Source organism: Flavobacterium sp., from assembly GCF_044361015.1.
Taxonomy (GTDB): domain Bacteria; phylum Bacteroidota; class Bacteroidia; order Flavobacteriales; family Flavobacteriaceae; genus Flavobacterium.
Genome location: NZ_JBIKJL010000085.1, coordinates 1 through 6,034, shown reverse-complemented (window position 1 = coordinate 6,034; position 6,034 = coordinate 1). Strand labels below are relative to the sequence as shown.

Below are 6,034 nucleotides of genomic sequence, written 5' to 3'. Positions count from 1 at the left end.
CCTCTATTCAAAATTGTGTTTTGGGTTTACGGGAGAAAGGATATCAAATTATTGCAACTACTCCGCACAGGGATTCGTGTTTGTTAGAAGATTTTGATATTTCTAATAAGGCTGCTTTTTTTTTTGGAACCGAAAAGGATGGTCTTTCAGAAGAAGTTATGGAACAAGCTGACGGTTTTTTGAAGATCCCGATGGTAGGTTTTACGGAAAGCTTAAATATATCAGTTGCGGCTTCCATCATTCTTCAAAGTGTTACGCAACGACTCAGAAATTCTACCATAAAATGGCAATTATCGGAGGAGGAAATCTTTTTAAAACGAATTGATTGGGCTAAAAAAACAATTAAAGACTGCGATAGAGTTGAAGAACGATATTTGGAGGCGTTAAGTAATAAATAATGAAAACACTATTTGCAATTAATTTTTACTTTCTTTTCAAAATCTTATACTCTTCATAACAATCATTGATGGCATCCAACACTTGAAGATCATTAGCCGTTTTGATAAATTGTTCAGAATAATTGCAGCGTTCTAATATCTCGGCTATATCTTTTTTGTTAACCCCAAGCATAATAGCAATAGTTTCCCGGTCAAATTTTGAAGCAAGTAAGTTACGAACGGTATCGTCTTTATTCATTTCTTTCAACTTGCGGAGTTCCTTGGGTTTGTTACCGAAGAAATTATAAAGCATGTCGGTCGGATTAAAGATAGAACCCAACACCCGATTAAATGCATTTGGTGAATATTCCCCGGCTTCATAACCATAAGGCAATCCCGAAATTCCGTACCGATAGTTTTCTTTCACCGGAATTAATTTAGCATCTACCTGAAGATAACCGGTAAGATTGTAAGGAGTAAGTACAACTTCTTCTAAAGCAATTGCTTTTTCAGTCAAACTGATTTGGGTTGTTTTTGTCTTAATCCAGTCATTCGTTACACGAACCCGAATGGATTGAAAACCAATTAATGAAATATGTAATGTGTCGTTAACCTGCACATTAATTTCAAACACACCTTTTTCATCTGTAATCGTTCCCCGAACAGAATTTAAATTGATGATGTTTACGTTTGGTAACGGTTTTGATTTAGTGTCATCTAACACAGTACCGCTCACTCTCTGATTTCGCTCTGCAATTTGTGCTTTGACTGAAGAAAGGGATAAAAACAATAAAAAAACTACAAAATATCTCATAAACGGTTTTAACGGTTTAAAAGTAATAAATCACTTTTAGATATTTTGTAGTTTCAGTATAATTATAAGAAAATTAACAAAAGTCAGTTAGCTTCTTCTTGGTCTTCTTGTTTTTGCAGCTTCAAAAGAACGGCCTGCAGGACGTTCGTTGCGTTCTCCACCCTCTGAACGTCTGGCTGGTCTTTCTGATGAACTACCTTCGGTTCTTGGTCTGAATCCACCTTCTTTGCGATCGCCTCTTGGAGCAGCACTACGTTCTGTTCTTGGACCGAAACCACCTGAACGGGGACCTGAACTTCTTTCTCCTCTGAATCCTCCGCCACCGCCTGAACTTCTTCCATTGTGATCACGTCTTCCGCCACCATCATTTTTAGAAATTTCTACGTTGATTTTACGACCTTCCAATAACATTCCGTTTAACACATCCATTACTTTATTAGCGTGTTCTGCATCAGTATTAAAGAAGGAGAAACCCTCTTTCACATCCACTTTATAAACATCTTCACGACCTAATTCTAACGTATCGCGTAAAAAGTCTTTCAGTTGCATCCAATCGAAATTGTCACGTGAACCAATGTTTACAAAGAAACGGGTAGCTCCACTGTTGTTTTCTCTTGGTTCTCTGTCATCACGTTCGCGTCTTTCTGAACCGGATGATTGATTAGAGATGTCTCTATTCTTTTTATAATAATTAATGAATCGGTTGAATTCTACCGATACCATTTTCTTGATTAATTCTTCTTTGCTTAATCCGTTTAAAACTTCGTTGATAGCCGGTAAGTAGTTGTCAATTTCATGATCAACTTCAGTATCTTTTATTTTAGTGGCTAAGTGCAATAATTGAATTTCACAGATTTCAATACCGGATGGTATTGTTTTCTCTTCAAATTTCTGTTTAATGATACGCTCAATAGCAGAGATTTTACGTAATTCACTTTTAGTAACAATTACAATGGATGTTCCTAATTTACCGGCACGACCTGTTCGGCCTGAACGGTGGTTATAGGTTTCAATTTCATCCGGTAATTGATAATTCACTACGTGTGTAATGTTGTCCACGTCAATTCCACGAGCGGCAACATCGGTTGCTACCAACATTTGAATTTGTCTACCTCTAAACGATTTCATCACACTGTCACGTTGTGCTTGTGATAAATCACCATGCAAAGCAGCGGCATTGTATCCGTCTTCAATTAGTTTTTCGGCAACGGCTTGTGTATCTCTTTTGGTACGACAGAAAACAACCGAGAAGATATCCGGGTTTGCATCGGCCAATCGTTTCAAAGCTTCATAACGGTCACGAGCATTGATTAAATAAAACTCATGAGATACGGTTGCAGATCCTGAGTTTTTTGTTCCTACGGTAATTTCTACAGGTTCGTGCATGAATTTTTTTGCAATACGCGACACTTCTGCCGGCATGGTTGCTGAGAATAACCAAGTGTTTTTTTCATCAGGTGTAGTAGATAAAATGCTTACAATGTCTTCGTAGAAGCCCATGTTTAACATTTCGTCCGCTTCGTCAAGGATACAATAGTTGATTTGTGTAATGTTTACCAAACCTCTATTAATCATATCTTGCATTCTTCCTGGAGTGGCTACAATAATTTGAGCTCCTCTTTTTACTTCACGTGCTTGTTCTGAGATGCTTGCACCTCCGTAAACAGCAACAACGTTAATTCCTTTTTCGTACTTAGCGTACAATTTAATTTCATTCGTAATCTGTAAACATAGTTCACGGGTTGGAGATAAAATTAAAGCCTGCGTATTTCTATTGTTCGCATCAATTTTTTGGATAAGCGGGAAACCAAATGCTGCCGTTTTCCCTGTCCCTGTTTGAGCCAACGCAACTAAATCTGTTTCTTGTTCCAATAAGAGGGGAATCGCTTTTTCCTGTACTTCTGTCGGATTTTCAAATCCTAGATCGATAATCGCACGCTGGAGCGATTCACTCAATCCTAATTGTTCAAATTTATTCATATAATATTTTAAATTGGGTGCAAAGGTACAGTTTAAAAACCATATAAACTAATGATGTTACCTATTGATTTTTAATTAGTTGGAGTATTTTGGTTGAGGATAGGTAATTAGTTATGGGTAATAGGGATGAAAATCGAGAAAAAAATGTGATTATTTGATACCTTTTTGTTTTAAAAAAGCAACCAATTTTTCAACCGCCAAACCGCGATGACTAATTTTTGATTTTTCGCTCATGGACATTTCTGCAAAGGTGTTTGAATAACCATTGGGTATAAAAATTGGGTCATAACCAAAACCTGCTGAACCTCTTTTTTCGGGGATTATTTCTCCTTTTATAATTCCTTCAAATAAGTGTTGATAGCCATTTAGATTTAAACAGATTACCGTTTTAAATTGAGCTTTTCGATTTGTTTTGTCTGAAAGATTGTGAAGTAGTTTTGCCATGTTATCATCAGCATTCTTTTGCTCTCCGGCATAACGGGCAGAATAAACTCCCGGGGCGTTATCTAAAGCGGCTACTTCTAAACCGGTATCGTCTGCAAAACAGGGGTAGCCATATTTTTCAGTAACATAATTGGCTTTTTGAATAGCGTTGCCTTCAATGGTGGGTGCTGTTTCCGGTATTTCTTCCAGGCAACCGATGTCTTCTAAACTTAAGATTTTTAGGGTGTTTGGAAGCAGTAATTGTATTTCTTTTATTTTGTTTGGGTTGTTTGAAGCGAATGCTAATGGCATGGGTTCGTTAGTTTAGTTAGGCTGTTTTTTAACGTAGTCTTCAATAGCTTGATTATCAATCATGACCTTCTTAATCACTCCGGTTCCGTTGCTGATGGCTACTTCAGCGTAGACTGATTTCTTGACATCGTTTACGCTTTCTGCATAGGTTTGTTCAGCCATGGGAGCTTTGTACTCGTTCATGTAATAACGGTCAAACGGATAAGAGACACTGATCTTTTGTATTGAATCATAGTTGTTGGTGTAATCTACTGTGAGTTCTAAATAGTCGGTGCGTTCTTTCGGGGCTGCGGTGTAAATTTTATCCATCACGGCATAGCCTGTTGTGTCTTGTTTAAAGGTGGCATAGATGGTTTGATTATACTGATACCGATTAGCATTTTTAACGGCTATTGTGCTATTCGCAAAACGTAAGGAGATATATTTTCCGCGGAAGGGATCATAGGGGTCAACGGGTTCACATTTGAATTTCATAATGGTTCCCGTATCTAAAATGTTTTGGTTTTGCCATATCATTTCAGTGGGGACATAGAGTTGTGCGGCAGCTACCAGCAGAAAGAGACCGAAGAGTAGGACTTTAGTTTTCATGTTGTTTTCTTTTTTTGAGTAAGAAATAGTTGAGAGCAAAGAACCCGAAACCGACAATTATGAACATGACTCCGCGAACAATGAAGGTCATGTTTTCGTCAAAGAAGCGACATCCGGTGAGGATGGCAATGAGGAGTATGCCAAAATTGAGTCGGGTAATGCTGTGGGTTTTGTTGCCTTTCTGAATTTCTTGAAGTCCGAGTGATAGGATATAGAGGTTTGACAAAATGACGGTGGCAGTTATACTTACTTGGGCTGTAATAAAAAACACAGCAAGGGCTATAAAGTTAAAATGGAATAGCGTGAACGGGGTTGCTGCTTTTCTTTTGTTGAGCTGATAGAGTAAGAGGGCACAACCCACAAACAACGTAAGGGTGACGGTTAGTAACAAAGGTTCGGGGACGAGGTTTTTGAGTAGGAGTGGTTTCCAAATGAAACGGAAACTGGCCATGTACAATAGGGTTAAACCGCCTAGTTTACCGATGGTTAAATAGCTGTTTGCAATGGTATGGTGGTGACGAAAGTAGGCTGTTTTTCCGAGGAGGTAGAAGAGGGCTATCAAGAAACCATAGGTGATAAAAATGAGTTCGTTGTTGTTTTTGTCAAGGCTTTCCAGGTTGATGAGTAGGGTGAGGGCAATAAACCAATGGTGGATGGTGGTGAAGTTGCCGTTGGGTTGTTGTTTAATTAATTGATAGTAGTGCGGTGCTACGGCAAGCAGGAGCAACCAATACTTATAATTTTGAACATTCGGGTAGTCAATGTAGCCGATGGTCATGTTGTAGACAGTGATGCCAATGAGGAAGAGTAGGGAAACGACCGACGATTTCAAGAGATAAATGAGTGGCAACGATAGCAACATCCAGGTGAGGACGAAGCGATTGAAGTTGCCGGGAATGTGGTAGATTTGAGAGATTAGTGCTATGGAGGCTCCAACTCCGCAGAAGAGGAAGGCTCCGCTGCTTTCACGCCATGCGATTGATTCCGGTTTTTTTAGGATGGTGTATCCGGAGGCGATTTGACCTAGTAGAAGCGGTAGGAAGGCGAGGATGGATTGTGTTGTAGTGGTGAACTCATCCCAATTGTGACCGATGAGGAGGATGATGCCGAGGCCTCCGAGGAGTGCTCCGAAGATGCCGAAAATAATGGGTAATTTAGAGGCTGTTGTTTGTTTGTTTTGGTAATAGTTTGTTATGGCGGTAGCTACTTCGGGCGTGATGATGCCGTGTTCGAGTAGTTCGTTGAGGTGTTGTTTTTGCATGCTGTTTTTTTTTGTTGTGTTGTTGGTGTAAATTTAAGTATGTATTCTTTTTATTTTACATTAGGGTTTCTTTTTTTTTAAAATCTCGTAACGTTTTCGGATAATCTTGTTCCGTTTTCGGGTAATCTCGTGTCGGAATTGGATAATCTCGTTGTTTTTGGGAAAGGTTTTCGATTTGAAGGGATAGGAATGGTAAGGGTTTTTATAGTTTTTTTGATTCTTTTGGTTTTATGGGATTGAACGCGGCAGACGCAAATGACGCGGATTAAATGGATTTTT

Annotated in this window: 6 protein-coding genes; 1 reads left to right on the top strand and 5 read right to left on the bottom strand. The window is 38.9% G+C overall.

What is annotated here, in order from left to right; all coding sequences use genetic code 11:
• On the top strand, nucleotides 1-398 hold a 398-nt coding region (locus tag ACIQ2Z_RS12285), incomplete at its 5' end, for a TrmH family RNA methyltransferase (RefSeq protein WP_396184460.1).
• Nucleotides 399-423: 25 nt separating this feature from the next.
• Here ACIQ2Z_RS12285 and ACIQ2Z_RS12280 read toward each other — a convergent pair.
• The 5 genes from ACIQ2Z_RS12280 to ACIQ2Z_RS12260 form a co-directional block, all read right to left on the bottom strand.
• Nucleotides 424-1,191: a carboxypeptidase-like regulatory domain-containing protein gene (locus ACIQ2Z_RS12280; protein ID WP_396184459.1), complete on the bottom strand. Its 768-nt coding sequence runs from the start codon at nucleotides 1,189-1,191 to the stop codon at nucleotides 424-426.
• A gap of 87 nt (nucleotides 1,192-1,278) precedes the next feature.
• Nucleotides 1,279-3,171, bottom strand: coding sequence for a DEAD/DEAH box helicase (locus ACIQ2Z_RS12275; RefSeq protein WP_396184458.1), 1,893 nt, complete (start codon nucleotides 3,169-3,171; stop codon nucleotides 1,279-1,281).
• A gap of 150 nt (nucleotides 3,172-3,321) precedes the next feature.
• Nucleotides 3,322-3,906, bottom strand: coding sequence for a non-canonical purine NTP diphosphatase (locus ACIQ2Z_RS12270; protein WP_396184457.1), 585 nt, complete (start codon nucleotides 3,904-3,906; stop codon nucleotides 3,322-3,324).
• Nucleotides 3,907-3,918: 12 nt separating this feature from the next.
• Nucleotides 3,919-4,494: a GDYXXLXY domain-containing protein gene (locus ACIQ2Z_RS12265; protein ID WP_396184456.1), complete on the bottom strand. Its 576-nt coding sequence runs from the start codon at nucleotides 4,492-4,494 to the stop codon at nucleotides 3,919-3,921.
• Nucleotides 4,484-5,755 (bottom strand): DUF2157 domain-containing protein, encoded by a 1,272-nt coding sequence (locus ACIQ2Z_RS12260; protein WP_396184455.1) that lies wholly within the window; start codon nucleotides 5,753-5,755, stop codon nucleotides 4,484-4,486. Before ACIQ2Z_RS12260 ends, ACIQ2Z_RS12265 begins: the two co-directional genes overlap by 11 nt.
• Nucleotides 5,756-6,034 lie beyond the last annotated feature (279 nt).

Coding starts and splice junctions, on each gene's coding strand:
- ACIQ2Z_RS12280 (WP_396184459.1), bottom strand. CDS start 1,191: ATGAGATATTTTGTAGTTTTTTTATTGTTTTTATCCCTTTCTTCAGTC.
- ACIQ2Z_RS12270 (WP_396184457.1), bottom strand. CDS start 3,906: ATGCCATTAGCATTCGCTTCAAACAACCCAAACAAAATAAAAGAAATA.
- ACIQ2Z_RS12265 (WP_396184456.1), bottom strand. CDS start 4,494: ATGAAAACTAAAGTCCTACTCTTCGGTCTCTTTCTGCTGGTAGCTGCC.
- ACIQ2Z_RS12260 (WP_396184455.1), bottom strand. CDS start 5,755: ATGCAAAAACAACACCTCAACGAACTACTCGAACACGGCATCATCACG.
- ACIQ2Z_RS12275 (WP_396184458.1), bottom strand. CDS start 3,171: ATGAATAAATTTGAACAATTAGGATTGAGTGAATCGCTCCAGCGTGCG.